This window comes from Bradyrhizobium sp. USDA 4341, from assembly GCF_054063755.1.
This window is the reverse complement of sequence record NZ_JBSSGO010000002.1, coordinates 2,727,959-2,753,097: the sequence shown is the minus strand read 5'-3', so window position 1 is coordinate 2,753,097 and position 25,139 is coordinate 2,727,959. Positions and strand designations below refer to the sequence as shown.

Genomic DNA, 25,139 nt, shown 5'->3' with positions numbered 1-25,139 from the left:
GGCGCCCCAATGACCGACATCGTATTCATCGGCCTCAGCATAGGTTCGATCATGCTGTTGGTCGCCTTGGGATTAGCCATCACCTACGGAGCAATGGGCGTGATCAATCTCGCACATGGCGAGATGGTCATGCTCGGGGCTTACACAACGGTGCTCTCGGGAATCTGGTTGAACGTCGGCTTCCTGCTATCGATCCCCCTTGCCTTTATCGTCACTGCATTGATTGGCATGGCGACAGAACGGCTTATCATCCGACGGCTCTACGGACGGATTTTGGATACCCTGCTCGCGACATGGGGCGTCGCGATCTTGCTGCAGCAATTTGTGCGCCTAGAGGGTGGACTTTCGTTTCTTGGCATCCACGTGGCAGGGCTCGGTCCCGGTTTGCAAAAGGTCGATGTGCCATCCTGGTTGATTGGGACATTGTCGTTGGGTGGCTTGGACCTGAACGTCTATCGCTCCTTCATCATTTTGATGACGGCGGTCATGACGCTCCTGACGTGGGCGATCCTGTATCGGACATCCATTGGGATGCAGGTCCGGGCTATCATTCATAATCCGAAAATAGCGGCCGCTTGCGGCATCGATGTACGCAGGATCAATGCGCTGACCTTCGCCTACGGATCCGGCCTCGCCGGTGTCGCAGGGGTCCTGGTATCCGGCTTCAAGACGGTGTTCCCCGACATGGGGACATCGATGGTCGTCGACGGCTTCCTCGTTGTGGTGACCGGCGGCGTAGGCAGCCTGCTTGGGGCGGTAACATCCGCAGGTCTCCTTGGCCAAATCAATGGTGTCGTTGCATCGCTTACGAACGACGTCCTCGCGCGAGCGGTCGTCTTCGGCGTGGTGATCGCCATCATCACCGTTCGCCCACGTGGGCTGTTTTCCCCAAAGGGACGTTGATAATGTCCGCGAAATCCCGCGCCGAAGTCGCCTGCTACCTAGCGTTTGTCGCGATCGTCATGATCATGCCGCTCTTCATGGACGAGTTTGGCCTCAACCGGTTCGCGAAGTTCCTCATCTTCGGGATGCTTGGCACGGCGATCGCTCTCTCTTGGGGATATTCGGGAATTCTCAATCTCGGCCAGGGCTTGTCCTTCGGTCTGGGCGCGTACATGCTGGCGATGTCCCTGAAATTGGCTAGCGAAACGAGTCTGCGCCAAGGGGCCGATCATCCCTTGCCGGATTTCATGTTCTGGAATGCGGAGCCAGGTGCGCCGGCCGAATTGTGCTGCATCACCAAGGCGTCCTTCCTCTGGTTACCATTTCAGAGCCAGTGGTTCGGTGCGTTGATGGGAATCGCCGTACCGTCCCTCGTTGCATTTGCCCTGGCATCCCTTCTCTTTCGAAAACGCATCGCGGGAGTCTTCATCTCCATCGTGACGCTGGCGTTGGTCCTGTTGGTTCGATTGCTCGTTATAAACGCTCAATCGGTCACCAACGGCTTTAATGGACTAACCGATCTCGGTTGGCTAACAGTCGGGAGCATGAAGTTCGATCCATTCATCGTGCCGACCTACTACCTCGTCGCGACGATCGTGTGCGCCGCGGTGGTAACCTCAAGACTGCTCGTCCGTACGCGTGCAGGCCTGGTACTGCAGGCTATCCGCGATGATCAGACGAGGGCAAGGTATCTCGGGTTTGACGTCCCATCGTACCAGGTATTCTTCTTCGTGGTGTCAGCGGCAATGTCCGGCGTTGCCGGTATGCTGTACGTGGTGGTCTCTGAGTTTGCTTCTCCGACATTTATGGACGTCTCATTCTCGATCACGATGGTCGTCTGGGCGGCTGTTGGGGGGCGTTCCTCCCTGCTCGGTGCCTGCATCGGCGCGATCCTTATTAAGATGATCGAGGCCGGGGTCAGCGAGACCGAGTCTCTCCTGGAGGCTTGGAAGGCCATCATCGGTCTCATATTCATTCTGGTCGTACTCTTTGCGCCAAGGGGCTTGGCTGGCGTCGGGAATGACCTGGTCGACCGGTTCGGATCCCTCCGCCGGCGTCCGTTGTCTTCTCGAAAAATGCCGGACGTGCGCGATGAGATAGCCGATCGAGGTGGTGTGTCATGAATAACGCCCTTGTCACGCGCGATCTGTCGGTTGCGTTCGCCGGCTTCAAGGCGGTGGATGGTGTCTCGCTTAGCGTCGCAGAGGGGGAACTCAGGGTCCTGCTTGGGGCGAATGGCGCCGGCAAAACAACCATGATGGACCTCATCTCGGGGCGTACCACGAGCACTCGCGGCGAAGTCGTGCTCTACGGGGCGGACATTACGAATTGGGACGAGCATCGCATTGCGCGCGCCGGCGTTGGCCGCAAGTTCCAGATCCCCACCGTCTTTCGCGATCTAACGGTACGGCAAAACCTTGAAGTCGCCAGCTGCCGCGGTTGCGGTGTCCTCTCAAACCTTGGATTCCGCTTCAACGCCGCGCAACAGGAACGTGTGGACGAAGCGCTCGACCTTGCCGGATTAAGGAGCAGGCAGGATGATATCGCCGCCGGGCTTAGCCACGGCGAAACACAGTGGCTTGAGCTCGGACTCCTGATCGTGCAGGACCCGAAAGTTCTTCTCCTTGATGAACCGACCGCCGGTATGACCCAAGCCGAGACGTTGAAGACGGCGGAGATCGTGAATGACCTTCGCGGTCGGCATACGATCATTGTGGTCGAACACGATATGGCATTCGTCCGGGAAATCGCCGAGCGGATCACTGTCATGCATTTGGGCAAGGTGCTGGCGGAGGGCACCATCGACGAGATTGAATCAAACCAGCTCGTTCGCGATGCGTATCTCGGTTCACAGGGAATCCGCTGATGCTGAGCCTTTCACGCGTCGACAGCTTTTATGGTCGCAGCCACGTGCTTCACGCTCTATCGCTCGAGGTACCGGACCGCGAAGTCACGGTCATCCTGGGCAGGAACGGCACAGGAAAGACGACCCTTCTGCGGACCATCATGGGCCTGACCGATCGGACCAACGGCAGTATCCGTCTTTGCGGGACGGCGATTGAGGGAGACGTGACCTTTCGAAGGGCCCGCGCCGGCATAGCGTACGTTCCGCAAGGGCGGGAAATCATTCCTCAGTTTACGGTCCGCGAGAATATCCTGATGGGTACCTACGCCCGGGCTGACGGCAATCGCACCATCCCTGATATCGTGGGTGAACTCTTTCCCTATCTCGCCGCAAATCTCGATCGTCCGGGTGGACTGCTGTCCGGTGGCCAGCAACAGCAGCTAGCCATCGCGCGTGCGTTGTCTGCGGCGCCTAAGCTCCTGCTGCTGGACGAGCCCACGGAGGGAATCCAGCCCAACATCGTCGAAGAAATCGAAAATCTGATCATAGGGTTGAACCGGACGGCAGGGATTACGGTGTTGCTGGTCGAGCAGAACGTGGCTTTCGCCAAAAGGGCGGGGCGCTCCTTCGGGATGATGGAGAAAGGGCGCATCGTCGTTCACGGCGCGATCTGCTCGCTCACGGACGACATCGTGCACGCTCATATGGCCGTCTAGGAACCGCGAGGTTGGACGATTTCAAGGCTGTGAAAGTGCGTCGGACGAATGAACAGGCTTGCCGCCTTCTCCGCGGCAAAGGCAATTTTTCTGACAGAGCCTTGCGTGATTTATTGACGGGCTTCGAATGAGCGGTCCTTTCGTCGGGCGAAAGTCTGCGCGAAATCACGGCTCGTAACCGGTGTGAGCGAGGCCGCCTTGGGCGGCTCATTGCTGACCTCGAAGGAGCATTCTGCAGCGGCAAATTGATTCGTTCGCGACACGCCATGGCGGGATTTTCTGCTATTTTGCTAATGAAGTTGCAACTCGATTGACCAGCGCAACCGTCGTGGCAGTGTCGAGGTGAGGGCAGAGAGAGCCTGCCTTCGGAGTTTCGACCGATGCCATTGAGTTCATCAGCAGTGACAATTTGATAAACAACATTATTCAACCGATCAAAGTCACCGCAAGCAGTATGAATTTATTGCTTGGTGCGAACAGCTATATTGGAACAGCCGGCGCCGCTGCATTGGGGATTCTCGCGATCGTTGCGGTGGTATTTCCGTCGGTGCCGGTTGTCGCGCCCGACTGTCCGAGTGTCGAGGGCTTTGTTGGAGCGCGTTGCTCTTTATCAGTTCTCGGGTGACCGCTGCTTGCGCGAAGAGGCCATTGGCCGAGAACTTGACGTCGGCTATCCGTTGGTCGACGATCCGTCGTGCCGGGCAGCACAATCGAGCCGACGGTTTCTTATCGGAAAGGCGCGTCGATGAAAGACCAGTCCCAATTGGCTGAGACCATTATGGATCAAGTCGCTGACGCGATCGTCTATGCAGACCGCGTGGGCGTCATCGTTCGCTGGAATCCCGCTTCTACCGCTTTGTTTGGCTTCTCCGCGGAGGACGCGCTCGGCCAAAGTCTCGATCTTATTATTCCCGAACACCTGCGGGCTCCTCATTGGCGCGGCTTCGAAGCTGCGATCGCCAATGCCACAATGAAGCTCCAGGGCCGCCCCACGCTAACCCGCGCTCTGCATAAGAGCGGACGCAAACTATACGTCGAGATGACCTTCGCGATCGTCCGAGGCGAGAGCGGCGAAGCACTTGGCGCGGTCGCAATGGCGCGAGACGTAACGGACCGGGTTGAACGAGAGCGGGCTGCGACCCGGGCAACTTGAGACGCTCGAGCAAATATCGCCATAGTGGGACCTCGCTATAGACAAGCCTTCTCCGAGGGCGACCCCGACTATACAGGCGTTTGGTTCGGCGAATGCGGCTGGTCTGGTCCGCACCATCGAACCCGCTTCCGTCATGGCTAACTGAATGGCGACGGACGCAGCCGGCCTCCTTAGTCGCCACCGAGCCACGTCGCTGACATGACGGGCACGCCGCAAAAAGACGACCACCGGCGATACAGTTGGCTTGACGCTCACTGCAGTCCGATTGCCCTTTGGATTGAATACGAGGGGAGACAGGTCCGCCCGACTCGCGGGGGCAGAGCAGCCCGGAAGAGGAACTGGCCGACTTTACCGCGCGAGATGGCTACGGAAGTTTGGCGAGCGCGCGGCCGGTAAGAAAGATAATTCTCCGAGCGGGTGATTTGAGCGGCGTATCGCCGTTGCTCCGTGACTCGGTACTATTGATTTCACATCGACCGGTACTACGGTCGCTCTATGCATTCGGCTATGTTCTTGGATACGAGCTGTGGGCTAATGCGGTGTGGAGGGAACATGCCCATTGATTTCCAGCTATCGAAGAAAGAGCTCGGCTTGCGGATGCAGGCGCGGGAGTTCGGGGATCAGATACTGCGCCCGCTGATCGCGAAGGTTGAGAGCGAACCAGACCCAGAGAAGCGTTTTCAGCTCACTAAGGAGGCCTACAGGGCTGCATACGCCGATGGGAGTGCGTTCGGGTTCTTGCCAAAAGAATACGGGGGCGCGGGCCTGAGTACACTCGACTACGCGATCATTGCCGAGGAGCTGTGCGCAGTTGATCCAGGCGTTCCCACAACGGTGGTCGCTAATGGGCTGGGTCTGATGCCCGTCGTGTACTACGGAAATGAGGAACAGAAGGACCGCTTCCTCCGCGCAGCAACATCGGACCCATCGGGAGAATTCGTTGCCGGGTATGGTGTTTCAGAGCCATCGGGTCGCCACAGCGGGACAGCGAACTTCGATGCCCCGCTTCCGGCACCGGCAGGAATCGGCCTGACGGCAATACGCGATGGTGACGAGTATGTCCTCAACGGCCGGAAGTATTGGCCAAGCACGACTGGTGGTTGGGATGGACAAGGAGCGAATCTAAATCTCTTTGTTGTCCGCACCGATCCAAATCGTGGCGGGAAGTCAGGCATATCCGCCATCATGGTTGAGCGCGGTACACTTGGCATAACTTATAAGGCTATCGACAAGATGGCGCATCAGGGGGCCCGGAACGACGAAGTAACGTTCAAAAATGTTCGTGTGCCAGCGAGGAATCTTATCGAGGAAACCATCGGTAATGGCGATCTACTGATAAACCGTAACTTTGGCTGGTCGGGCCCGTTAGTCTCGGCCGCCGCGCTTGGAAACGCGCGGGGTGCCTATGAGTATGCCTTAGAGTGGGCGAAAAACAACTCTGCGGGTGGCCCTGAGCCAATCATCAAATATCAAAACGTCGGCTACGTTTTAGGTGACGTCGCGACGAGAATTGAAGCGTGCCGTTACTTCGTTTGGAAGGCGGCCCACTACCTAGATAGCCATGACTATCATGGTGAGATGATTGGCGCGATGTGCAAGTCGTTCGTGACCGAGACCATGTTCGACTGCGTATATAAGTGCATGCAGGTTGTCGGTACGAACAGTGCTGATCGAAAGCTCCCGTTCGCAAAGTTCTTCAACGAATCGGCAATCTTCCCCATTTATGATGGTGGCAACTTCGGCATGCAACGACGGCGTGTACACGGAATCCTTGCTGACCCCGGTTATGATCCACGTGCGCTTGCAGAAAACCGGCCCGTGGAATTCACCAGGGAGATGGAAGGTATCGATACGGTTCCGGGCGCCAGCGTTTGATCGACGTTGCTCGTACCTTTGGTAAGGCATGCTCCGGTTGACGATGTGGCTCAAGGAGATGTTCCGGAGTTGTCTTGTCGGACTGGTGCACGTCGACGTGCACCAGTGACAGACATGGTTGTCCGCAGCGGGAGGCTGTTCCTGGATGGCCTCCGAACCGAAGCGGAAAAAGGGGAAAGTAGAGCGTCAGTTGGTTTGCCGCGTGCGCATCGGTCAAACGCCCGGCCGAAGAAAGAAATTGTAAAAGGGAGCACGCGCTTGTTCAGAGCTGTATTCATCGAAAAGGACGAACGGGGATATCGCGCCGACGTGGTCGAGTTGCCCGAAAGCCGCCTCCCCGACGGCGACGTGCTAGTCGACGTCGAATTCAGCACGTTGAACTATAAGGATGGTCTTGCCATCACAGGAAAAGGGCCGATCGTCAGATCTTTTCCGATGGTGCCAGGGATCGATTTTGCCGGCGTAGTCAGTTCAAGCTCCAATCCGGCATTCGCCGCGGGCGACCGTGTGGTCCTCAACGGCTGGGGCGTTGGAGAACACCACTGGGGCGGATTAGCGCAGCGAGCCAAGGTAAAGGGCGAGTGGTTGATCAAGTTGCCAGGATCGATGCCATCTCGCCGCGCGATGATCATCGGCACCGCGGGCTACACGGCAATGCTTTCGGTAATGGCCCTCGAAAAATATGGCATCCATCCCGGAGCCGGCGATGTACTGGTGACCGGTGCTGGCGGAGGAGTAGGCAGTATTGCGATCATGCTGCTCCACAAGCTAGGCTTTCGTGTCGTCGCTTCGACTGGCCGCCCGGAAGAAGAGTTGTATCTGAAGAACCTCGGTGCCTCCGAAATCATCGATCGGACCCAGTTCTCGCAGCCCGGCAAGCCTCTACAAAAGGAGCGCTGGATTGCGGCGATCGACTCGGTCGGCAGCCATACGCTGGCCAACGTGTGCGGCGGCATCAGGGCTGACGGCGCGGTAGCCGCATGCGGCATGGCTCAAGGTCTCGATTTTCCTGCCAGCGTCGCGCCGTTCATCCTCCGTGGTGTCGCACTTTTCGGCATCAACAGCGTGACGCGTCCGAAGGCAGAACGTATCGAGGCCTGGAATCGGCTCGCTTCGCTGCTGACCGAAGCGGATCTCGAGAGGGCGGTGATGGAGGTGGGTTTGAAAGACGTCGTGGCGGCCGCTGGCCGCCTCATGAGCAACCAAATCCGGGGACGCACGGTCGTTGACGTCAACCGATAGGCTGAGCTACGACAAGCATGATAGCGGAAATCGCTCTGCAATCATATCGATCGCTCTAGGAGAACGGGACACTGAATTCCCGATTCGTTGCTATGCCAACCTAGGCCTCTGCCATAGGCACGATCCACCGCGCAGCATCGCTATGCGAACCCTTGAATATTTCGATCCGATCGCGAACGGACTGCAGCAACTTGGTGAGCTCTCTTGCGATCAGGCGTATCGGTTCGCTGGCCTCAAGGAGATGTCGGCCCACGTGGTGCCCGATGTTGCCCGTAGGCGTGGTGACGACGATCATCTAAAAGCCTTGTCTGTAAGCGGCAAGGAAACCCCGTCTGGCGGAGTGGTAAGCGATCGGCTATCGGCTGCTGAGTTTGTGAGCCGATGTGAGCTTCTATGTCTGCGCCTAGTTCTGGAACTAGAACCTTCCATATGATCGAAGCGGTCGCCGACCGTCTTGAGGGAGCGCCGCGGCAGCTTCGCCGAAGCTGGTCGGACGAGTTCAAAGCGCAAGTTGTGACGGAGGCGCTGGAGCCTGGCGCGAGCGTCTCGGCGATCGCCCGCCGGATCGGCATTCACCCGTCGCAGCTGTTCGCCTGGCGCCGTGATGCTCGGGCCGAGCGGCATTATCGCTTGCGGCACTCGAGTTGCGAGGGCGTGGTGGCGTCTGCGGCAGGCACAGTGATTGAGATTGCCATTGGCGAGGTCGTCGTGCGTGCCGGCCTGGACGTCGACGAGGCGCACTTGCAGCGGGTGATCCGAGCGGTGCGTTCGGCATGATTCCCTCGGGCGTGAAGGTGTTCCTCGCCAGCCATCCAGTCGACTTCCGCAAGGGTATCGATGGCCTTGTTGCGCTTGTGCGCGATGCGGGCTCAGATCCGTTCGACGGTGCGCTTTATGTCTTCCGGGCCAAAAGAGCCGATAGAATAAAGATCGTATGGTGGGATGGGTCCGGCGTGTGCCTCTATTTAAAGCGTCTTGAAAAGGCGAAGTTCTGCTGGCCGCGGATCGGGCATCATCGGGTGCAGCTCAACCCCGCGCAGTTGATGGCACTGGTGGATGGGATGGACTGGAAGCGGGTCCGGACCGTGGCGGTCAAGCCGCCGGAGATTGTTGGGTAAAAGAGCTGCGGCGAAGTGAATCAGTGAGCTGAAAGGGCAAGAGAAACGGAGCAAAATGTGCTCTGGTCGGGCCAATGACGCCGCCCGATCTCAACCTCCCGAATGACGTAGAGATGTTGAAAGCCATGGTGCTTGCCATGGCTGAGAAGGCGGCCCGCGCCGATGCTCTGGAGAGCGAAGTCACCGATCTCAGGGCGCGCAACGCCGACGCCGATGCGCGCATCGAGCGGCTGACGCAGATCCTAAAGGCCTTCGACCGCGCCCGGTTCGGCCGACGATCGGAAAAGCTCGGCTCTGCGAACGGTGACGATGAACAGCAGGCCTTTGTCTTCGAGGAGATCGAGACCGGCATCGCTGCAATCAAGGCCCAGGTCAGCAAGGGCCGTGAGCAAGCGGATGGCAAGCGTGCACCGCGTCGGCGCAAGGGCTTTGCGCCCCATCTGGAACGGATCGAAACCGTCATTGAGCCGGAAGACCTTGCTGAGCATGCCGGCAAGCAGAAGGTGCTGATCGGCGAGGACGTGTCTGAGCGCCTGGATGTGGTGCCAGCGAAGTTCCGTGTGATCGTCACGCGCCGTCCCAAGTATGCCTTCAAGAACGCGGACGGCGTAATCCAGGCGCCGGCTCCGGCCCATATCGTTGAAGGAGGCATTCCGACGGAAGCGCTTCTGGCCCAGATCGCCGTCTCCAAATATGCCGATGGCCAGCCGCTCTATCGGCAGGAGGCCATCTACGCCCGCGACAAGGTCGAGCTCGACCGCCAGTTGATGGCGCAATGGATGGGCAAGCTCGGCTTCGAGCTGGAGATCGTGGCCGACTACATCTTCAGCGAGGTCAAGAAGGCCGAACGGGTCTTTGCCGACGAAACCACCTTGCCGACGCTCGCTCCCGGCTCCGGATCGGCGAAGACGGCCTACTTATGGGCCTATGCCAGAGATGACCGAACTTTTGGCCGCAGCGGTCCCGCGATGGTGGCTTATCGCTTCGAAGACAGCCGCTCCGGCGAATGCGCGGTCCGCCACCTCAATGGTTATCGCGGCATCCTGCAGGTGGATGGCTATGCCGCCTATAACAAGTTGGCGCGACCCGATCGCGGCAATGATGGCATCACATTGGCTGGCTGCTGGTCACACAGCCGGCGCAAGTTCTACGAGCTGCATGTTGCAGGGAGCTCGAGAGTCGCAACGACGACGGTCGAGCGGATGGCAAAGCTCTGGCAGGTCGAGAAGGGCGTGCGCGGTCAAAGCCCCAACGCACGCGTTGCCGCGCGCCAGCAAGCCTCCGCAGCGGTCGTCGCAGATCTCTTCGATCTCTGGCAGCAGACCTTGCGGCGGATCTCCGGCAAATCAAAACTGGCCGAGGCGATCCGCTATGCCGTCTCGCGCCGTGCCATCTTCGAACGCTTCCTGACCGATGGTCGCATCGAGCTCGACTCCAACATCGTCGAACGCGCCATCAGGCCGCAAACAATTACGAGAAAGAATAGCCTCTTCGCGGGCAGCGACGGCGGCGGACGAACCTGGGCGACCATCGCAACGCTGCTGCAGACGGCCAGGATGAACAACGTCGATCCGTTCGCCTGGCTCACCCTCACGCTTCAGCGTATCGCCAATGGCTGGCCGAGCAGCCAAATCGACGTACTTATGCCATGGAACCACGCCGCCTGACGGCCTCAGCTTGCCGCTTACCCTTGTCTCAGTGCTTACTGGAGAGCATCAGCGACTTAGCGTCATCCTGGCAAACCTGATTGCTCAAGTGCTACTTCTGCTCAGTTGCAGCGATGGGCCAGGTCTTTTCAAACGGCGTAGGTTTGCTGTTCATGATCGCCTTTGGATCAAAGGCGGGATGGGTCATCACGCCCCAGAGCTTGCGCATCTGCATGCCCAGATTGCCGGCGTCATAAAGCGGAAAGACAGCCGCCTCCCGCATATAGCGCTCCAGCGGATGGGTCTGATCCAAGGAGTTCACGCCCATGACTTTCATGGCTTGGAACACGGCATTGAATAAGATTTCGCTGCAAAAGACCTTTGCCATGGGACCGACGGCATGCCCGTTCGAATCATGCAAATCGTGGTAGTGAGCCGCTTTCCACGCGAACGCACGACATGCCTCGATCTTCATGGCGATATCAGCCAAGGCATAGCCCACCGCCTGATGGTGTATAATCGGCTTGTCGCCCCCGCCAGTGTATGTCTTGGCCCAATCGAAAGTGTATTCGTAGGCTGCCCGCGCGACTCCGACTGATGCGATTGCCGCAATCGGCCCGGACCAAGTGAACGCTTTGTTGACCACTAAGTCGCCGTGCCCCAGCGCGAAGATGTTCTCGTCCGGGATGCGGCAATCGGTAAAAGTAATCGAATTGTTTTGGCAGGTGCGGTGGCCTAGCTTCGAGATGGGAGTGGCGTATTCCACGCCCTTGGTCCCGCGCGGCACAATGGCGCAACTTAGCCCACCGGTGCCACCAGCTTCGGGCGTCGTGCGGACGACGCAGATATTTACGTTTGCGCCCTTAAGGTCCCAACCGGCGGAATTGCACGGCCATTTTTTTTTGCCATTCAGTACGAATTCGCCGTTTGCGCGATCATGAGTTGCGATCAGGCTAATGCCTACCGGCGCTGGACCTGGATGATCGAAATTGGCCGTCCCTCCTGGCGACCCGGCGGCTTCGCTTACCGTCCAGGCAGCAAGGTATTCGCCGCGCGGGTCGCTGGTCGCAGGTACTAGCCATTTGCGCTTCTGCGCCTCGGATCCAAACCAAACTAGCGGCATTAGGGCGAGGCCGTTGACGAGAAGGATAGTGGCAAACCCAGGATCTACGGCGCAGATTTCTTCTACGATTATTTGCAAATCCAAGTTGCTCACGCCAGCGCCGCCGTAGGCTTTCGGCAAGAACCCTGTCGCGAAGCCCAGCTTGTAGGCTTCTACGTAGGCGCCCTTCATCGCTGTGAAGGCCTTCTGACTGTCCGACATCTCGTCCGCTGCGCGAACCAACGGACTAAGAACGTCGTTTGCGAATTCCCGGGCAATGCTTTGAAGACGGCATTGTGCCTGGGTCAGGGTGAAATCTATCGCCATCAAACTGCTCGCTCCGATGCCGGTGACTTTGGTGGAATTCCTGTAACCAGTCGGCCGCGGCCTCCTATGACCATGAGATAACACGCATTTGCTGGAAGCAGGGCTGAGTGTGGGGCCGCAAAACATATTCTTCAGCGTCGGATAACGAGGTCGCCACGATCTTGAGATCCCATCAAATATTTTGACATTAAAAACTGTCTAAAGTATCATAACGTCGGGCCAGCCGCGATCAAGCTACCGATTGCGTTCTCAACCGGCCCAAAAACGTAAATGGCGGGACAGAATCTCAACCAAAAGTTACAAAGGAGGATTCAACATGGCGATCGATTTCACCCTCACTCCCGAACAGAAGAAAATACAGGCAGGCGCGCGCGACTTTGCGCAGTCGGTGCTAGCTCCGCTTGTTGAGGCTGTTGACGCCGAGCCCGATCCGCTGCGCGCCTTTCAAATGATGAAGCCGGCGTACGTAGAGGCTTCCAGGAGGGGGATGGCGTGGGCCATGCTTCCCAAGCAGTATGGAGGCGGCGGTCTGTCGAACGTCGACTACCTCATCGCAGCGGAGGAGGTCCAATCGGTTGATCCCGGTTTTGGGACGACGCTTCTCGTGAACGGGCTCGGTCTTATGCCGATCTGGTACTACGGATCCGAAGAACAGAAGAGGAGGTTCATCGGAGGCGCTACCGCGGACAAGACGGGTGAGTTCATCGTCGGCTATGCGGCGAGCGAGCCACCTGGATCGCCAGGAGGCACGGCGAACTTCGACGCCCCCGCCGGCGGCGGAGCAGGCATCGCAGTCACGGCAACGCTGGATGGCGACAGCTATGTCCTGAATGGCCGCAAGTACTGGCCATGCAATGTGGCGGGTTGGGACGGCCGAGGCGCTGATCTCAACTTGGTGGTTGTTCGAACGGACACCAGGGCCGGCGGCAGGGAAGGGCTGTCCGCAATTGTAGTCGAACGGGGAACGCCCGGCGTCTCATACAACTTGATCAACAGCTCAGGACAGCGCAGCGCTCCCAATGCCGAAATCATCTTCGAGAATGCGCGAGTCCCGGCAGCAAATTTGATCAAGGACACCAAGGGCAACGGCGACTTCCTCATCAACCGAAACTTCGCATGGTCCGGACCGGTGGCCGGAATCGGCGCCGTCGGTATCGCGCGAGCCACCTATGAGGCAGCTCTCAAGTTTGCGAAGACGTATACCGCAGGCGGCCCATCACCTATCATCAACTACCAATATCCCGGCTACGTTCTTGGCGATGTCGCCGCCAAGATCGAGGCCGCTCGTGCCTTTTGCTTCAAGACCGGGCACTACATGGATGCTCACGATTACCACGGCGAGATCATTGGCGCGATGTGCAAGGTCCATTGCACAGAGATGCTGTTTGACTGCGTCTACAAGTGCATGCAGGTGGTAGGTGTCAACTCCTTGGATATGAAGCATCCGTTTCATCGCTATTTCCGCGAAGCGTCAGTGTTCCCCCTCTACGATGCGGGCAACTTCGGCATGCAGCGGCGACGCGTGCACGGCGTCATGGCAGATCCGGGATACGATCCGCGCGCGATCATGGATCACGCCTTCATTCCATTTACCAAGGATATGGAAGGTATCGGGACTGTGCCCGGTCCGGCGCGGGTAGGGGCAGATCCGTAACAACTCGTGCGGTTGTCATGGCTGTGTCTTGCCTCAAGATATCCACGAGGTGGAGGCGATGCCTATCCTCAACAGGCAGGCATCGCCTGATTGGCATCTTATGCGAGGCCCGGCGCGTAGTTGAAGTGCCGTTCCGCATACTCCAGCCGAGCGAGAGGTCGATACAGAAGAGTGCCTTCTCTGTGCGTACCAGCGAGACTGGATGTGTGATGGCGACGAAAATGTTCCGGTAGACCTGGGCTTTCGAACAAGAAGCCAGACATTGAATGCTGCGAGGAGCGAGTCGAGAAACTCGCCGCAGCATTCGAGAGGATGCAAGTCAACAACCTGGGCAAATAAGGAGCTAAGTATGACCCTCGAGCTTCCAAGCCTTCCGTATGCTTATGATGCGCTCGCGCCTTATATGTCAGCGGAGACGCTCGAATTTCACCACGCCAAACACCATCAGGCATATGTCACCAACGGAAACAATCTGCTCAAGGGCGCAAAGTTCGAAGGCATGCCGCTGAAGGAAGTTGTAGTTGGCGCGTACGGAACGGACGCAGCGCTCTTCAACAACGTCGGGCAACACTTCAATCATCTCCATTTCTGGAGGTGGATGAAGCCGGGTGGGGGCGGCGCGAAGTTGCCGTCAAAGCTCGCAAAGAAGATTGATGAAGATCTCGGCGGTTACGAGCAGTTCAAAGAGGTCTTCATCGCCGCGGGTGCTGGACAATTTGGTTCCGGTTGGGCGTGGCTTTCAATGAAGAATGGCAAGTTGGAGATTAGCAGGACAGCGAATGGGGAAAGTCCGCTCGTCCATGGAGCGTGGCCAATTCTCGGCGCCGATGTCTGGGAACACGCGTACTATATCGACTACCGCAACCGCCGTCCCGACTATCTGAAGGCCTTCGTGGAACATCTCATCAACTGGGATTACGTTGAAGAGCTATTTGAGGGCGTCAGAGATTAGCCGCTAGGGATCGACATCACGATGGCAATGAAGGGAATGCTTCCCGTTGCAGCCAATGGAATGGGACATTCAGTGACGCAGATAGTTGCCGAGATGGAGGAACTGATCGATGAATGAGCAATGGCTAGGATCTCTGTCAGCACCAAGCGCTCAAGAGGGATTTGAACTGGCGCTTAAAATATCACGCGCGAGTATCAAGGCTATTCAGCCATCGGAGAAAAACGCGAAAGGAACTGCGGCCTACTTATGATAGTGATGCGGAGCGGTTGATCGCCGCGTCGCACGTCGTCGCAGTGAATTTTGCTACGATCGCAGCAGCTAACGAGTATTGGCGAGAGAAGTGATAAAGACGCGCTCCAGCGGCGCAATAAAACTCGGGTCGGCCAAGTCGGCCTGTCCGAATGCGGTAATTCCGCGGTGCTGTTGCTGTCAAAAGTCAGCGGTGAGCGCTGGACTTGGTCAGTCGGCCCGACGCTTTAGGCGAGCGGCTTGAATCGGAAGCGACAGCACTGACCGCCGCGTTGCATGCATTCTTCGTGCTCGACATCGGCGCCCATGAGACCGCTGATGAAACCGATATCGAATCGGCAGACTTCAGTGAATTCCTTTGACATATCATGATAGACGCAGTTTTTGCACTCGATCCGCGGTAGCGTGTCACCTTGTGCAGGCCCTACGGCGTATGCAAGAAATCCTGTCTCGTTCATTATCTTCAGAATTTCCGATACCCGCTCGGGGCGAGTTTTACCGAGTAAGCGGGGTATCGCGGACGCTGACATTTCAACTCCCAGCTCATACATATACTGCGCAAATTGATCGGCGCCGATCTGTCCGCGCAACTTCTCAAATAGAACACGAGAAAACCAAGAATACTTCTTGGGGAAGTTTTCGACTCCCACGTCCGTCAAGACGTACACACGGCCAGGCCGGCCACCGGTCTTCCGTGCGGAACTCTGCGCGACGTCTCCGCTGCTTTCCAGGGCGGAAATGTGCTGCTTAACAGCGGTTCGCGTGATGTCCAGTCGCGCAGCAAGTTCGTCGATCGTTAGACCGCTTTTGCAGTCTAAAAGTTGCGTAAGCAAACGATGCTGCGTATCGCCCGTAGCGTTCAATCTAACAGTCCCTTCAGTTCCGGTGTTCCATTGATTCATTGTCGTACATAGTCGGTGCAATGCGCAACAGCAACCGGCGGGTGGCACCACGATCGGATTCAAGAAGTATTAAAACATTTGACAATAAAAAGTATCTAAAGCTAGAGTGCCATCAATGCAAGATGTCCCCGGAACTTGAACTCCGGCGTCTTTGATATGCGATGGTCCCGGATTTCGAAGGTCAGCGGACCGGGCTCAAGCAAGGTGTTGAGGTGAACGGATGAAGACCCGCGCCGCAGTCGCATTCGAAGCCAAGAAGCCGCTTGAGCTCGTCGAGCTCGACCTGGAAGGCCCCAAGGCCGGTGAGGTCCTTGTCGAGATCAAGGCGACGGGCATCTGCCACACCGATGCCTATACGCTCGACGGCTTCGACAGCGAAGGCATCTTCCCCTCGATCCTCGGCCACGAAGGCGCCGGCATCGTTCGCGAGGTCGGCGCCGGCGTGACGTCCGTGAAGCCGGGCGATCACGTGATCCCGCTCTACACGCCGGAATGCCGCCAGTGCAAAAGCTGCCTGAGCCAGAAGACCAATCTCTGCACCGCGATCCGCGCCACGCAGGGCAAGGGCGTGATGCCCGACGGCACCTCGCGCTTCAGCTACAAGGGCAAGACGGTCTTCCACTATATGGGCTGTTCGACCTTCTCGAACTTCACCGTGCTGCCTGAGATCGCGGTGGCGAAGATCCGCGAGGACGCGCCGTTCGACAAGAGCTGCTACATCGGCTGCGGCGTCACCACCGGCGTCGGTGCCGTCGTCAACACCGCCAAGGTGACGCCGGGCTCCAACGTCGTGGTGTTCGGCCTCGGCGGCATCGGCCTCAACGTGATCCAGGGCGCCAAGATGGTCGGCGCCGACAAGATCATCGGGGTCGACATCAACGACTCCAAGGACAATTGGGGCCGCCAGTTCGGCATGACGCATTTCGTCAACCCGACCAAGGTGAGCGGCGATATCGTGCAGCACCTGGTGGCCCTGACCGACGGCGGCGCCGACTACACCTTCGACTGCACCGGCAACACCAACGTGATGCGCCAGGCGCTGGAAGCCTGCCACCGCGGCTGGGGCGTGTCGGTCGTGATCGGCGTCGCGGAATCCGGCAAGGAGATCGCAACCCGGCCGTTCCAGCTCGTCACCGGACGGGTCTGGAAGGGTACTGCGTTCGGCGGCGCGCGCGGCCGCACCGACGTGCCGAAGATCGTCGACTGGTACATGAACGGAAAGATCCAGATCGATCCGATGATCACCCACGTGCTGAAGCTCGACGAGATCAACAAGGGCTTCGACCTGATGCACGAGGGCAAATCGATCCGTTCGGTCGTCGTATTTTAGGGCATGGACTGTCCGCAGCGCGTCAGGATCGGGCCCCTATAAGAATGGAAATCGTGACCGGATTCGACCGGATCACGATTCTTGTTAAGCAATGTAAAAAGCCAGGAGGAATGACCCATGACTGTTCACATCCATCCCTCGGTCGACAGCGGCGTGAAGAAGGACACCGGTCAATTTGCCGGAGGCACTCTGGCCTGCAAGTGCAATAGTGCGCGAGTAAAGATCGACGTTAAGGGTGATGTCGCGCATAACCACGCCTGCGGCTGTACCAAGTGCTGGAAACCTGCCGGCGCGACGTTCTCGGTGGTGGCAGTGGTGCCGCGGGAGAACGTCACCGTGCTCGAGAATGGTGACAAGCTAAAGATTGTCGATCCCGCCGCGGTAATCCAACGCCATGCCTGCACTGGATGCGGCACGCACATGTACGGCCGGATCGAGAACAAGGACCATCCGTTCTACGGCCTCGACTTCATCCATCCCGAGCTGTTCCAGGAGCCAGGCTCAGCGGCCCCGGGATTTGCCGCCTTCGTGTCGTCGGTGATCGAGTCCGGCGTCAAACCAGCTGAAATGCCGGCCATTCGGTCGCGTCTCAAGGAACTCGGACTTGAGCCGTATGACTGTTTGTCGCCAGCGCTGATGGACGCAATCGCCACCCACGTCGCGAGAGCGAAGGCGACATAAGTTGAAGCTGGCGGCGCCGCGTCGCCGCCAGCTCAGCAATCTCTACGATAAATGCCGTTAGGTTGCTCCCTTGTCGCAGCTGCGCGGAAGCTCGTCTGCACTGGCGCGGCGCGCGCTTGAGCCCCCGACACAGGGACACGACGGATGTCTGCCGGAGAGCACATGCAATCGACAATCCTGATGACGACGTTTGCCCTGATGGTTGTGGTCACCGCGACCTTCCTTTGGGTTTTGAAGCAAGCCGGCGCAGTTGAATCAGAAGAGGCATCAACGGTCGAAAAATATCGTTCGATGCTCTTTTGGGGAATGCTGCTTCTGGGCGTTTTTGTTTCCATTGGTTCGCTGCGGCCTTGGCCCAAAGCGATCGCGGCGGGACCGAACGTCATCAATGTGAAAGCAACGGGCTCGCAGTGGAGCTGGGAGCTTGATCCGAAGACAGTTCCTGCCGGCAAGCAAGTTACCTTTAGTGTCGCAACTACGGATGTTACTCATGGCTTCTCCGTATACGACCCGGATGGACACCTCCTCTTTCAAACGCAGGCGATGCCTGGCTACATAAATCAAGTGAGCTATACGTTCAAAACGTCGGGAAAGTACCGAGTTTTCTGCATGGAATACTGCGGACTAGCCCATCAGGACATGACTGATGAACTCGTTGTTGCTGCGCAGTAGGAGCAGGTCGAAACCATGACTCAATCAGATCCCACAGCCACTGCGAACGCAAGGTGTCCGGCCGAAGCTGCGGTCAAGGTAGCCATGTTATTTACGATCGTGGTGCTGCTGCTCATGATGCTATTTGGCTTGACGATGCGACTAAGCCAAGCTGCGCTCCTACCGCTCGATCCTTCGATTTTCTACCAACTAATGACCGCCCACGGAATCGGGATGGTCGGTATCGCCGGCATGTCTGGTGCAGCAATCATGTGGTATTTCCTTAGTCGCCACGTCGTGCTAACCGGCTGGGTTTTCTGGGCGCTGCTCGGATTGTGGCTTTCTGGGGTTGTCCTGATTCTCGGATCAATTTTCATCGGCGGCTTTGCCGGCGCGTGGACATTTCTTTTCCCGCTGCCTGCCAATTCCGGTGGAGTATGGTCGTCTGGTGCGGCCGCGGCGTATCTAGTGGGCTTGGTTCTGGTTGGCGTGGGCTTTTTGATATTCGAGATGGAATGCGGTCGAGCACTAGTTTCTCGTTACGGTAGTCTTGGAAGTGCTCTTGGCTGGCGATCGCTCCTCAGCGGTAACCTTGCGGAGGCTCCGCCGCCAGCCGTTATCGCGAGTGCCTCAATTGTTGTGTTCAACAGCATCGGCACAATCGTTGGTGCGGCTGTGCTGACGATTAGCCTAATAAACCTCTATTTCCCTAGCTTTCCCATAGACGCTCTTCTTGCCAAGAATCTAATTTATTTCTTTGGTCACGTCTTCATCAATGCAAGCATCTATATGGCAGTCATCGCGGTATATGAGATCATACCGGAGTATACCGGGAGGCCCTGGAAAGCGTCGAAAGCATTCATCGCGGCCTGGAGCGCAGTGATATTGCTAGTGATGGCCGTCTATCCGCACCACCTGTTGCAAGACGCGGTTATGCCCCGTTGGACTCTTGCTTTGGGGCAGATCGTTTCATACGCGAGTGGAATCCCGTTGCTGGTGGTGACGACGTTCTCGTTACTTACCTATATCTATCGCTCTCGTATTCGATGGGATCTCGCGTCGTCGCTGCTGGTTCTGGGCGTCTTTGGGTGGTCAATCGGTTCAGTGCCAGCAATCATCGACGGAATGGTTTCCGTCAACAACGTTATGCACAATACGCAATGGGTGCCTGGCCACTTCCATCTCTATCTTCTGTTGGGTGAGGTCGCGATGGCGATTGGCTTTGTGGCGTGGTTGGTGAAATCCGAACTGAGAACCCTGTCTGTTGGACGGATTGGCGCGGGATTTCTGACCTATATGATTGGCGGTTTAGGGTTCTGTCTGGTGTTCCTCGTTTCCGGTTCGATGAGCGTGCCGCGCCGCTGGGCCACTCATTTGCCGGAATGGCGACCGCAGGACCAACTGGGTAGTTTGTTCGCCGTTTTCACCATTGTGGGCTTCGCGATGATTGCAGTGCCCATCGCGAAACGTCTTGTCACCAAGCTGAAAAGTTGAGCGGACGTGGTCCGGACAGTCTTGGCGACAATCGGCGCGATGATTCTCGGATGTGCCACGCTTTGGCACTCCACGGACGGGTTGAGAGCGTTTACGAGCGAAGCTTCCCGTCGCGTCGCGACCCTTGCACACCCGAAGCCCATTCCGGATATTGAACTCATTGATCTTGCAGGGCGTTCGCTTCGACTGTCTAGCGCCGCGCCGCGCGCTGTGGTGGTAGAATTCATCTACACTAGATGCCCTCTCGTGTGTACATCGCTTGGCGATGCTTTCGCCCAGCTCCAGACTCTAGTGGACAAAGTTGGGCTTCATGACCGGGTCAACTTGGTAAGTATTAGTTTTGATCCCACGGACGACGAAGAGCGCATGTCCGACTATGCGCGGGTACATGGTGCAGACGGAGTTCGATGGATAATTGCAAAGCCACAAAATGCAGAAGAGTTGCCAGCTCTGCTCAAAAGTTTTGGTGTCGTTGTCATTCCCGACGGCGATGGCGGTTTTGTCCACAATGCGGCATTGCATGTCGTAAGTCCCGACCGGCGACTTATTGCAATTTTTGACCTTGGCGAGAGCAAGGCAACATTAAATGCTTTGGTGGAGCTCGCGCCGTGAAACCTCGGTACACTTTGACCTCTGCAATTGGGTTGCTTGCAATTTTGTCGCTGCCGGTGTCGAGACGGCTGCTGGAACTAAACTTGGTCACTCATATAGTCGTGCAGATGCCTGTCCTGGTGTTCTGCGGTTGGGTGATCGCACGAAGGCTTGCGCCATTTCTCGAGCCGATTGGAGAGGAGTGGAATGCTGGAGGCGCTACCGGATTAGCTGCCGTATCGTATGTCTTTGCCTTTTGGATGCTGCCGCGATCGGTCGACGGAGCGGTACAGACAGCTATTTTCGAGATTGGCAAGTTTCTAACGTTGCCAATCGCTGGCGCGGTTCTCGCATTGAGCTGGCCCCGACTACCGAGCTTGGCGATTGGCGTGCTCAAGGCTAACGTTGTGTCGATGTTGCCTGTCCTTGCATGGATCTACTCCGCTTCACCGGTTAGATTATGCAGCAGCTATCTGCGGAGCGATCAAGATATCCTTGCTTATGTTGTGGCTTTCATCGCGGTAGTTCTTAGTGCAACCTGGGGCGCAAGCATTATGGCGGGCCGATCCTCTGAGCCGCTTGGTGATTCATCTCTAGGCCTTGGAGCGAAAGAACCGGAGTTCTCTCGATGACTTCTTATGAGCGAGCCTTCTTAGGGTTCAGGCGCTCCGTGGAAGACGCCGCTTGCGCGGGGGAATCTCCATTTTGGGGGGACGCCGAAGACGGACTTTGGATGCCGGAAGGGGGGCTTGAGCGCGTGTCGATACCTGCTCGGCGACAGGCCCGTCAGCTTCATTTTCTGCTCGGGGTCGGTTGCGCTTTCCGTGCTAATCGAGAGCACCCGTGAATCGGACTCCGAGGTGGAGCGTTTGGCGCATTTCTTGGCCGTTTAACGCACGTATCGATCCGGCCAAGCCGACAGCGCCGCTTTCACCGGAAACGATTGGGGGCTCCGGCGACATTTGCGGAACGCAGTTCGATCTAGGAGACGAGTAAATTGGCCGTCTGAAGGCCCTCGGATGCTCGATGCAAGACCCCTCAGATTGGTCGAGCCGAACTCGGTGACGATGTGGTGCGCGTCGATGCGCGGCACACCGCGGGTCTCGCTTTTCGTCCGGTAGACTTCGCTACCCTTGACATCGCTTCAAATGCGGCCGGTGATGTCGTCGAGATCAGGAGCGCGATTGTCGAGGTCCGCTAAAAATCGATTCGCTTCCAGCACGAGATGCACTAGCGTCGACGACTATCACATGAGCTTGCCACGGATTGAACTGGGCAACCTTAACCAGCCTGATTATAGGTGACTCAACCCTGCGCGCCTCCCTTGATCGGCATCACCTTCTTGGAATCCAGCCAGAAGTCGATCCGATCAGCCCAATGCTGCATCAGCTTCGTACGCGAGCCGATCAGCGCGAGCGGTCCGTGCTTCTTGTAGAGACCTTCCACAGTAGAGCTGTCGAGATGCGCGAGCTGCAGCTCGACGACATCGCCATCCCATGCCTTGGAGTCCTTGATCTCTTCGTGGTGAGACAGGGTCGAGAAGGTGGTCCGGAATCCGTGGGCACAATGATCAGTCTTGGTGTCAATGCCAAGTAGCCGCAAGCGCTTGTTGAGCGTGTTGTTTGACAGCGGTGCGTCTTTCGAGCAGGAAAACGCGTACCGGCGTTGGCCAGTCAGCTTCTGAACGATGCGCAGGATTGCGAGCGCCTGCCGCGACAAAGGCACGACATGGTCCCAACCGGTCTTCATTTTGGCGGCTGGAATAGTCCAGCGTTCGGCATCCCAATCGACCTCGCTCCACTCCATTTCATTGACCATGCCGGGGCGGGGAATCGTCAGCGCATTCTGAACCTACTCGTCGACCATTTCACCTTTCACCCGGCGACGGATCGCGCACGAGGCGGTTTTGGCGTTCTGGCTAACGCGCCGTGGTCAGCCAAGGCTACGTTTTCCGCGATGGCGACTGTCTGGTTGACCGCCTGAGATAATCGCTACCCAGCGAAAGGGTCTTACGTTCGATGGTTAGGGACCGTATCCAGTGATCATAGCTGCGGCTTCCTTGTGCGTAATGACGCGCTAGAAATTGGAGATGTGTTTGTCAGGCAGCGCGTCATCTCCGCAGAAGAGAACGGTTGTCCAATCGTGATGTGGGTTTATCGTTGCTCGCATTTGAAGCGTCTTTGCGAAACAACCCGCGCGTAACGGATATGCCTCGGGTTGTCCATACTTGAACGCCTCAAATGCATGCTTGAATTCGACGTGAAACGGTCAGGACCCTGCCTGAGCGAGATCGGAGAAAGAAAATGGCATCAGACTCTAGACTCTTGCTGCCTTCCCGGGTGCTTCAGCCGCTCAAATTCATCGTCGCTGATGTCCGTTTGACCGACCAGGACACTGCAGCGGAGACGCTTGACCAGGTAACTGCCGACAGACCCGAACCACCATCGGGCCAGTGGCCCTTGCGGGCGATGTCCAACGACGACGAGTTGCGCTCCCATTTCCTCAGCGACATCTGCAATTGTATGCCCGGGATCTCCCGTTTCCAATCTTGCGGTAGGTGAAAAACCCAACGCTTTGAGACGCTCCACGCCCTCCGCAAGGATGGCTCTGTAATTTGCCGTTTGTTCGTCTATCGGAATGGTAAGCCCAGCATCAGGGGTCACGATGGAAGGTAGCTCTACAACAGCAAGCAGAAAAACCTCGGCTCGGCAGAGCTGCGCGAGCTTGGCTCCCTCTCGCAACGCCCGCCGTCCTTCGATTGAACCGTCATAAGCGAGAAGAACCTTCCTGTACATGAGGCGCTCCCATCGATTGCCGCGAAGATCAGCCGGTGAAGACTAGCATTAATAGACCAAGACGGATCACAATATTGACCGGGCTGCGTGGCGACAGTCCCAGGTAAGAAGCGCGTGGAGGGTGACCCCAGTAGGGTACACCTTGGTCGCCGTGCTTGGCCAACTTATGAAACGGCGCGACCGTCCCGGACATAGCCCCGAACCTGCTCTTGTAGCCGCCCCGCTGAAGTCGCGAACGCACTCTGCGGTCCAGCCGAGTTCAGCCATCACCTTGGCAAGGTGCCGGTATGCGCCGGCGGTACGCTCCCGCTGTGGTACCTCCAGGATATCCAACAGGACCTGCGTGCTGATGCGCTCCAGGCCACCGAAGCGATTGTCGCGCACGCTCAAGCCGCAAGCGCACGTGGATCCATGCGCTCCGGTCAGCCCGCGCGCCGCGCGACAAATAGGGGGTAGTAAACGGTACCGACTTTCGCGTCATGAATGACCCTGGTCGCGTCGAATCCAGCGGGGCTTCACGGCAACGCCGAGATCAAACGTCGCGGCTGAATGGCTTCGGCGGGGCACACGCGGCGGCCCGGGTTTGCTTGGGCGGCTTCAGTCATTTTGAGTTCGTTGACAGTCGCGGGCACTTGCCCGGAGTTCACGGGTGAGGCAAGCTCCCCATAGCTGCCGGCTCGGACACTCGGGGAACTGAAAATGAGGATTGTTCCCGCGCTGCTCTCGTCTGTGATCGTTTGTGGCTTGCTCGCGATACGGATGGCAACCGCCGCAGACGGTCCTCCCGGTTGGGCCTATACGCCGAACAATCCCGCCTACAAGCCTCCCGTCGATGACGGAAAGCCAGTTCGCGTGCCAGGCAGCACGGCCGGCTATACCTGGAGCCAGTTGCGTGATCGTTTCATTGCGCCGGTTTGGCACCCCGACGACCACGGCGCGCTGCCAGACATCGTCGCGAATGGCCGCAAACCCGGTGTGTTCGCATGCGGATATTGTCACCGTGCCACCGGGCCTGGTGGTCCGGAAAACGCGGACCTTGCAGGGCTGCCGAAGAGCTACATCATCCAGCAGATGGCCGACTACAAGAGCGGGGCGCGTGGTACAACCCTCCCCGGGCGAATTCCGCCAAAGCTAATGATCGAGCTTTCTAAGCCGATCACTGACGCCGAAATCGAAGCCGCGGCAGCCTACTTTTCGGCCTTACAGCCGCGCAAACGCATCAAGGTGGTCGAGAGCGACACCGCGCCAAAGACCTATGTGGCGGGTCTGCTTTGGGCTGCGGTGGAAACCGGCGAGCGCGAGCCGATCGGAGCGCGGATCGTGGAGGTCCCGGACGATCTGCTCAGCTTCGAAAGCCGCGACCCTCGATCGACCTTCACAGCGTATGCACCAATCGGAAGCCTCGCCAAAGGCGAGGCGCTAGTCATGAAAGGTGGGGCGGGCAAAACGATCCAATGCGTGTTGTGCCATGGCGCGGACCTAAAAGGACTTGGACCGTTGCCAAGCATTGCTGGTCGTTCACCGAGCTACATGTTCAGGCAGCTCTATGACTTCCAGCGTGGCGCTCGAACGGGAGAATGGAGCTCGTTGATGGCTCAGGTTGTGGCCAATCTCGACGAGCAGGACCTTCTCGCGATTGTCGCGTACCTCGCATCTCGCGATCCGTGAGCGGGCACGAAACCGCGCCACGCCATCCGGGACAAGGTCATGCTCAGGAGCGTCGGGCCCAACTCCCTAAATGTGCTTTGAGTAGGCATAGGAGGCGCCGGCCGTAGGCGAGCCTGAGGCTCGCGTCGCATCGCTCTCTTCATCGAAGGACGTATGAGGTCCGGTTCTGGCACAAACCTGACGTAACCGCTGCCTTGAAGAATGT

Annotated in this window: 26 protein-coding genes; 21 read left to right on the top strand and 5 right to left on the bottom strand. The window is 57.9% G+C overall.

Annotation, left to right across the window (positions count from 1 at the left end; genetic code table 11):
• The first annotated feature begins 9 nt into the window (after nucleotides 1-9).
• The 7 genes from urtB to acuI all read left to right on the top strand — a co-directional run bounded on the left by urtB (nucleotide 10) and on the right by acuI (nucleotide 7,774).
• On the top strand, nucleotides 10-903 hold the full coding sequence (gene urtB, locus ACVIGB_RS19035; protein WP_456721476.1) for an urea ABC transporter permease subunit UrtB: 894 nt from the start codon (nucleotides 10-12) through the stop codon (nucleotides 901-903).
• A gap of 2 nt (nucleotides 904-905) precedes the next feature.
• A complete protein-coding gene (gene urtC / locus ACVIGB_RS19030) occupies nucleotides 906-2,066 on the top strand; it encodes an urea ABC transporter permease subunit UrtC (RefSeq protein ID WP_456721477.1) in 1,161 nt (386 codons plus the stop codon).
• Nucleotides 2,063-2,809 (top strand): urea ABC transporter ATP-binding protein UrtD, encoded by a 747-nt coding sequence (urtD, locus tag ACVIGB_RS19025; RefSeq protein WP_456721478.1) that lies wholly within the window; start codon nucleotides 2,063-2,065, stop codon nucleotides 2,807-2,809. The genes urtC and urtD overlap by 4 nt, the downstream gene beginning before the upstream one ends.
• Entirely contained in the window at nucleotides 2,809-3,504 is a 696-nt protein-coding gene (gene urtE / locus ACVIGB_RS19020; RefSeq protein WP_456721479.1) for an urea ABC transporter ATP-binding subunit UrtE, read from the top strand. Before urtD ends, urtE begins: the two co-directional genes overlap by 1 nt.
• A gap of 745 nt (nucleotides 3,505-4,249) precedes the next feature.
• A complete protein-coding gene (locus ACVIGB_RS19015; protein WP_092117018.1) occupies nucleotides 4,250-4,657 on the top strand; it encodes a PAS domain S-box protein in 408 nt (135 codons plus the stop codon).
• 552 nt (nucleotides 4,658-5,209) lie between these two features.
• Nucleotides 5,210-6,532, top strand: a complete 1,323-nt coding sequence (locus ACVIGB_RS19010) for an acyl-CoA dehydrogenase family protein (RefSeq protein ID WP_456721480.1) — start codon at nucleotides 5,210-5,212, stop codon at nucleotides 6,530-6,532.
• Between the two features lie 258 nt (nucleotides 6,533-6,790).
• Nucleotides 6,791-7,774 (top strand): acrylyl-CoA reductase (NADPH), encoded by a 984-nt coding sequence (acuI, locus tag ACVIGB_RS19005; protein ID WP_456721481.1) that lies wholly within the window; start codon nucleotides 6,791-6,793, stop codon nucleotides 7,772-7,774.
• 100 nt (nucleotides 7,775-7,874) lie between these two features.
• On the opposite strand, the gene ACVIGB_RS19000 is transcribed toward acuI, so the two are convergent.
• Complete coding sequence (locus tag ACVIGB_RS19000; protein WP_456721482.1) at nucleotides 7,875-8,069, bottom strand: hypothetical protein; 195 nt, start codon at nucleotides 8,067-8,069, stop codon at nucleotides 7,875-7,877.
• Between the two features lie 134 nt (nucleotides 8,070-8,203).
• Here ACVIGB_RS19000 and ACVIGB_RS18995 point away from each other — a divergent pair, with 134 nt between their 5' ends.
• From ACVIGB_RS18995 to tnpC, 3 genes are all read left to right on the top strand, one after another.
• Nucleotides 8,204-8,551 carry a transposase gene (locus ACVIGB_RS18995; RefSeq protein ID WP_456721483.1) on the top strand — a complete coding sequence of 116 codons (348 nt, stop codon included), beginning with the start codon at nucleotides 8,204-8,206 and terminating at the stop codon, nucleotides 8,549-8,551.
• Entirely contained in the window at nucleotides 8,548-8,892 is a 345-nt protein-coding gene (gene tnpB, locus ACVIGB_RS18990) for an IS66 family insertion sequence element accessory protein TnpB (RefSeq protein WP_071916490.1), read from the top strand. Before ACVIGB_RS18995 ends, tnpB begins: the two co-directional genes overlap by 4 nt.
• 74 nt (nucleotides 8,893-8,966) lie before the next feature.
• Complete coding sequence (tnpC, locus tag ACVIGB_RS18985) at nucleotides 8,967-10,559, top strand: IS66 family transposase (protein WP_456721485.1); 1,593 nt, start codon at nucleotides 8,967-8,969, stop codon at nucleotides 10,557-10,559.
• A 91-nt stretch (nucleotides 10,560-10,650) separates the two neighbouring features.
• On the opposite strand, the gene ACVIGB_RS18980 is transcribed toward tnpC, so the two are convergent.
• A complete protein-coding gene (locus ACVIGB_RS18980) occupies nucleotides 10,651-11,967 on the bottom strand; it encodes an acyl-CoA dehydrogenase family protein (protein ID WP_456721486.1) in 1,317 nt (438 codons plus the stop codon).
• Between the two features lie 316 nt (nucleotides 11,968-12,283).
• Between ACVIGB_RS18980 and ACVIGB_RS18975 the strand changes: the two genes are divergently transcribed.
• The 4 genes from ACVIGB_RS18975 (at nucleotide 12,284) to ACVIGB_RS18960 (ending at nucleotide 14,917) form a co-directional block, all read left to right on the top strand.
• Nucleotides 12,284-13,621 carry an acyl-CoA dehydrogenase family protein gene (locus tag ACVIGB_RS18975; RefSeq protein WP_456749187.1) on the top strand — a complete coding sequence of 446 codons (1,338 nt, stop codon included), beginning with the start codon at nucleotides 12,284-12,286 and terminating at the stop codon, nucleotides 13,619-13,621.
• Between the two features lie 349 nt (nucleotides 13,622-13,970).
• A complete protein-coding gene (locus ACVIGB_RS18970; RefSeq protein WP_456721488.1) occupies nucleotides 13,971-14,573 on the top strand; it encodes a superoxide dismutase in 603 nt (200 codons plus the stop codon).
• Between the two features lie 109 nt (nucleotides 14,574-14,682).
• Nucleotides 14,683-14,823: a hexameric tyrosine-coordinated heme protein gene (locus tag ACVIGB_RS18965; protein ID WP_456749186.1), complete on the top strand. Its 141-nt coding sequence runs from the start codon at nucleotides 14,683-14,685 to the stop codon at nucleotides 14,821-14,823.
• A complete protein-coding gene (locus tag ACVIGB_RS18960) occupies nucleotides 14,807-14,917 on the top strand; it encodes a hexameric tyrosine-coordinated heme protein (protein WP_456749377.1) in 111 nt (36 codons plus the stop codon). Before ACVIGB_RS18965 ends, ACVIGB_RS18960 begins: the two co-directional genes overlap by 17 nt.
• Nucleotides 14,918-15,049: 132 nt before the next feature.
• On the opposite strand, the gene ACVIGB_RS18955 is transcribed toward ACVIGB_RS18960, so the two are convergent.
• Nucleotides 15,050-15,685 (bottom strand): helix-turn-helix transcriptional regulator, encoded by a 636-nt coding sequence (locus ACVIGB_RS18955; protein WP_456749185.1) that lies wholly within the window; start codon nucleotides 15,683-15,685, stop codon nucleotides 15,050-15,052.
• A gap of 259 nt (nucleotides 15,686-15,944) precedes the next feature.
• On the opposite strand from ACVIGB_RS18955, the gene ACVIGB_RS18950 reads away from it, so the two are divergent.
• From ACVIGB_RS18950 to ACVIGB_RS18925, 6 genes are all read left to right on the top strand, one after another.
• On the top strand, nucleotides 15,945-17,054 hold the full coding sequence (locus ACVIGB_RS18950) for an S-(hydroxymethyl)glutathione dehydrogenase/class III alcohol dehydrogenase (protein ID WP_456721492.1): 1,110 nt from the start codon (nucleotides 15,945-15,947) through the stop codon (nucleotides 17,052-17,054).
• Between the two features lie 117 nt (nucleotides 17,055-17,171).
• Nucleotides 17,172-17,735: an S-(hydroxymethyl)glutathione synthase gene (gfa, locus tag ACVIGB_RS18945; protein ID WP_456721493.1), complete on the top strand. Its 564-nt coding sequence runs from the start codon at nucleotides 17,172-17,174 to the stop codon at nucleotides 17,733-17,735.
• Nucleotides 17,736-17,897: 162 nt separating this feature from the next.
• Nucleotides 17,898-18,407 carry a hypothetical protein gene (locus ACVIGB_RS18940; protein ID WP_456721494.1) on the top strand — a complete coding sequence of 170 codons (510 nt, stop codon included), beginning with the start codon at nucleotides 17,898-17,900 and terminating at the stop codon, nucleotides 18,405-18,407.
• A gap of 84 nt (nucleotides 18,408-18,491) precedes the next feature.
• Nucleotides 18,492-19,880 carry a cbb3-type cytochrome c oxidase subunit I gene (locus ACVIGB_RS18935; RefSeq protein WP_456721495.1) on the top strand — a complete coding sequence of 463 codons (1,389 nt, stop codon included), beginning with the start codon at nucleotides 18,492-18,494 and terminating at the stop codon, nucleotides 19,878-19,880.
• 39 nt (nucleotides 19,881-19,919) lie between these two features.
• Nucleotides 19,920-20,492 carry an SCO family protein gene (locus ACVIGB_RS18930; protein ID WP_456725132.1) on the top strand — a complete coding sequence of 191 codons (573 nt, stop codon included), beginning with the start codon at nucleotides 19,920-19,922 and terminating at the stop codon, nucleotides 20,490-20,492.
• Nucleotides 20,489-21,103, top strand: a complete 615-nt coding sequence (locus ACVIGB_RS18925; protein WP_456721496.1) for a hypothetical protein — start codon at nucleotides 20,489-20,491, stop codon at nucleotides 21,101-21,103. The genes ACVIGB_RS18930 and ACVIGB_RS18925 overlap by 4 nt, the downstream gene beginning before the upstream one ends.
• Before the next feature lie 673 nt (nucleotides 21,104-21,776).
• Here ACVIGB_RS18925 and ACVIGB_RS18920 read toward each other — a convergent pair.
• Nucleotides 21,777-22,304: a tyrosine-type recombinase/integrase gene (locus ACVIGB_RS18920; RefSeq protein WP_456749376.1), complete on the bottom strand. Its 528-nt coding sequence runs from the start codon at nucleotides 22,302-22,304 to the stop codon at nucleotides 21,777-21,779.
• A gap of 476 nt (nucleotides 22,305-22,780) precedes the next feature.
• The gene (locus ACVIGB_RS18915) at nucleotides 22,781-23,266 is read right to left on the bottom strand and encodes a universal stress protein (RefSeq protein ID WP_456721497.1); all 486 of its coding nucleotides are present in this window, start codon (nucleotides 23,264-23,266) and stop codon (nucleotides 22,781-22,783) included.
• Between the two features lie 699 nt (nucleotides 23,267-23,965).
• Between ACVIGB_RS18915 and ACVIGB_RS18910 the strand changes: the two genes are divergently transcribed.
• The gene (locus ACVIGB_RS18910) at nucleotides 23,966-24,934 is read left to right on the top strand and encodes a c-type cytochrome (RefSeq protein ID WP_456721498.1); all 969 of its coding nucleotides are present in this window, start codon (nucleotides 23,966-23,968) and stop codon (nucleotides 24,932-24,934) included.
• Nucleotides 24,935-25,139 lie beyond the last annotated feature (205 nt).